This is a genomic window from Paraburkholderia sp. SIMBA_054 (assembly GCF_046534875.1).
Classification (GTDB): Bacteria; Pseudomonadota; Gammaproteobacteria; order Burkholderiales; family Burkholderiaceae; genus Paraburkholderia; species Paraburkholderia hospita.
In genome coordinates, this window is record NZ_JAWRXV010000575.1 from 1 (window position 1) to 285 (window position 285).

Annotated in this window: 1 protein-coding gene; it reads left to right on the top strand. The window is 54.0% G+C overall.

Annotated elements, in window-relative coordinates; genetic code table 11:
* Positions 1-285 (top strand): 1,4-dihydroxy-2-naphthoate octaprenyltransferase (gene menA / locus SB822_RS56405; protein WP_410859019.1); only part of this gene is annotated, 285 nt, incomplete at both ends.

Genomic DNA, 285 nt, shown 5'->3' on the forward strand with positions numbered 1-285 from the left:
TATTACCGTCGTGCTCATCTGTCTCTCCGGGCTGGCACTGGTTGCAGTGGCATGCCATACGCTGGCCGATTTTGTCGGTTTCCTGATTCTTGGCGGGTTGTCGATCATTGCCGCTATCACCTACACCGTGGGCAATCGTCCTTATGGTTATATCGGTCTGGGTGATATTTCCGTACTGGTTTTCTTTGGCTGGTTGAGTGTCATGGGGAGCTGGTATTTACAGGCTCATACATTGATTCCGGCACTGATCCTTCCGGCGACCGCATGCGGCCTGCTGGCAACGGC